At 70.5% G+C, this 2,464-nt stretch carries 3 protein-coding genes and 2 pseudogenes; all 5 read left to right on the forward strand.

Features of this window, described 5'->3' with window-relative positions; all coding sequences use genetic code 11:
- Nucleotides 1-471 (forward strand): annotated as a pseudogene (locus ACERZO_RS50260) (succinate dehydrogenase/fumarate reductase flavoprotein subunit); the annotation flags it as partial.
- Nucleotides 472-491: 20 nt separating this feature from the next.
- Nucleotides 492-1,685 carry a YbfB/YjiJ family MFS transporter gene (locus tag ACERZO_RS50265; protein WP_372673156.1) on the forward strand — a complete coding sequence of 398 codons (1,194 nt, stop codon included), beginning with the start codon at nt 492-494 and terminating at the stop codon, nt 1,683-1,685.
- A 10-nt stretch (nt 1,686-1,695) separates the two neighbouring features.
- Complete coding sequence (locus ACERZO_RS50270; protein ID WP_372673157.1) at nt 1,696-1,932, forward strand: tautomerase family protein; 237 nt, start codon at nt 1,696-1,698, stop codon at nt 1,930-1,932.
- A gap of 28 nt (nt 1,933-1,960) precedes the next feature.
- Complete coding sequence (locus tag ACERZO_RS50275; RefSeq protein ID WP_372673158.1) at nt 1,961-2,149, forward strand: tautomerase family protein; 189 nt, start codon at nt 1,961-1,963, stop codon at nt 2,147-2,149.
- 28 nt (nt 2,150-2,177) lie between these two features.
- Nucleotides 2,178-2,464: pseudogene (locus ACERZO_RS50280) on the forward strand (AraC family transcriptional regulator); the annotation flags it as partial.

Consider the following 2,464-nt stretch of genomic DNA (forward strand, 5'->3'; position numbering starts at 1 on the left):
GCCGATCCGACCACTTTGGTCGAGGAGCAGCTGGCGGGCCTGCTGTCGGAGCACGGCGACGAGCGCGTCGCGGACATCCGCAAGGAAATGCAGCAGACGATGGATCTCAACGCAGGTGTGTTTCGGAGTGAAAGCACGCTGAAGCAGGCGCTGACCGACATCCAGGCGCTGAAGGCGCGGTACCAGCGGATCACCGTGGCGGACAAGGGCAAGCGCTACAACACCGACCTGCTGGAGGCCGTCGAGCTGGGCTTCCTGCTGGAGCTGGCGGAGGTGCTCATCATCAGCGCGCTGGCGCGCAAGGAGTCCCGCGGCGGCCACGCCCGCGAGGACTACCCGACCCGCGACGACACGAACTTCATGCGGCACACCATGGCCTACAAGCGCGGCACGGCGCTCCTCGCCGACATCCGCATCGACTACAAGCCGGTGGTGCAGACCCGGTACGAGCCGATGGAACGCAAGTACTGAACCGCTCGATGGGAACCTCGATGAGCACTCTCTCCGTCCACAGCAGCCACCCGACGCAGCGGCGGGCGGCCTGGGCGCACGTGGTCCGCGCCGCCGCGGCGCTCGCCGCGGGCATGGGTGTCGGCCGATTCGTCTACACGCCGATCCTCCCGCTGATGACCGCGCACGCCGGTCTCACCGCGACGGCGGCTGCCTCCCTGGCGACCGCGAACTACGTCGGGAACCTGCTCGGCGCGGTCGCCGGCATGCTGCCCGCGCTCGGCCGCTCCGCCCGCTTCCACCGGAGCTGCCTGGTCCTGCTCGTGGCCACCCTCGCCGCGATGCCGCTCACCACCGGTGTACCCGGCTGGTTCGCGCTGCGCTTCCTGGCCGGTGTCGCGAGCGGTGCCGTGTTCGTCTTCGCGGTCAGCTCCGTCCTCAGCCACCTGCGCGACCACCCGGCGCACCTGCCCGGCTGGAGCTTCAGCGGCGTCGGGTTCGGTATCGTGCTGTCCGGCGCGCTCGTGCTGGGGATCCACCTCGCCGGGAGCTGGCGCACCGCGTGGTGGGCCACGGCCGGGCTGTGCGCGGTGCTCGCCGCGGTGGCCTGGCGGCTCGCCCCGGAACCGCCTCCGGCACTCGAACGGCAGCGCGGTTCCCGGCCGCGGACCCACCGGTGGTTCACCGCGCTGTTCGCCAGCTACACCCTCGAGGGCATCGGGTACATCATCGCCGGCACATTCCTGGTGGCGGCCGTCGCCCGGACCACACCGCCCTGGCTCGGCGGCGTGGCGTGGATCGTCGTCGGGCTGGCCGCGATGCCGTCCTCCATCGTGTGGTCCCGGCTCGGCCGCCGCTGGGCCCGGCCCGACGTCCTCCTGGCCGCGCTGGTGGTCCAAGCGGCCGGGATCGCGCTACCCGCCCTGTTCGGCGGCACGGTGGCGGCGCTGGTGGCGGCGGTCCTGTTCGGAGCGACCTTCATCGGGGTCAGCAACGTCGCGCTCGCCACGGGGAACCACCTGCGGTTCCCGCGTGCCGTCGCGCTGCTGACCGTCGGGTACTCGCTCGGGCAGATCCTCGGCCCGCTCGTCGTCGCGCCGCTCCTGCGCCATGGCTACGAGCCTGCGCTGCTGCTGGGCGCGGCTGTTGTGCTCGCCGCCGCTGGTGCCGCTGCGATCCTGCGCATCGGCTTCCCTCATGAATCGTCATCCGCGTCGTGCGTACCCACCGTGTGAGGAGTCCCCGATGTCCATCATTTCCTGTGACCTGCGCGAAGGCCGCACCGACGAGCAGAAGCGGGCGCTGTCCGCCGGCCTGTTCGCGGCGGTCGGTGCCGCGACCGGCGAACCCGTGAGCGAGATGTTCCTGGTCATCCGCGAAGGCCGTGGCATCAACTTCGTCGAAGCCGGTGAACACCTGCCCGAGTACGCCCCCGGCAACGCCAACGACACCGCGTTGCTCGACAATCTGCGCCACCAGTGAGCCCCGCCGATCCCGCAAAGGATTCACCATGCCCTTCATCCAGGTCAGCGTGCCCTTCGCCCTTTCGCCCGACGTCAAGGCGAAACTGGTCCGGGACGTCGTCGACCGCACCCACGAAGCCGTCGGTTCGGATCCCGCGATCATCAACGTGGTGATCCACGAGCTGTCCGCGGCGAACATCTCGGTCGGCGGAAAGGTCCACGACGAGCCGTCCTGATCGGGCCGGTGGTGGGATACTCGGACCCATGCGACCGACCCGACCCGACCGGCACCGCGTCGTTGCGCTGGTGCTGCCCGGGGTGATCGCCTTCGACCTCGCCATCCCCGCGCAGGCGTTCGGGCACCAGGAGCAGTCGGATCTTTACCGCTTCGATGTCTGCACCCCGTACCCGGGACGGGTGGCGACGCAGTCGCCGTTCGCGATCGATGTCGCAAGTGGACTGGAGGCGCTGGAGCGGGCGGACACGATCGTCGTGCCGGGGTTCCGGCCGCTGGTGGATCCGTCGCCGGAGGTGCTGGAGGCGCTGCGGGC

Source organism: Amycolatopsis kentuckyensis (genome assembly GCF_041679295.1).
Classification (GTDB): domain Bacteria; phylum Actinomycetota; class Actinomycetes; order Mycobacteriales; family Pseudonocardiaceae; genus Amycolatopsis; species Amycolatopsis kentuckyensis_A.

Coding starts and splice junctions, on each gene's coding strand:
- ACERZO_RS50265 (WP_372673156.1), top strand. CDS start 492: ATGAGCACTCTCTCCGTCCACAGCAGCCACCCGACGCAGCGGCGGGCG.
- ACERZO_RS50270 (WP_372673157.1), top strand. CDS start 1,696: ATGTCCATCATTTCCTGTGACCTGCGCGAAGGCCGCACCGACGAGCAG.
- ACERZO_RS50275 (WP_372673158.1), top strand. CDS start 1,961: ATGCCCTTCATCCAGGTCAGCGTGCCCTTCGCCCTTTCGCCCGACGTC.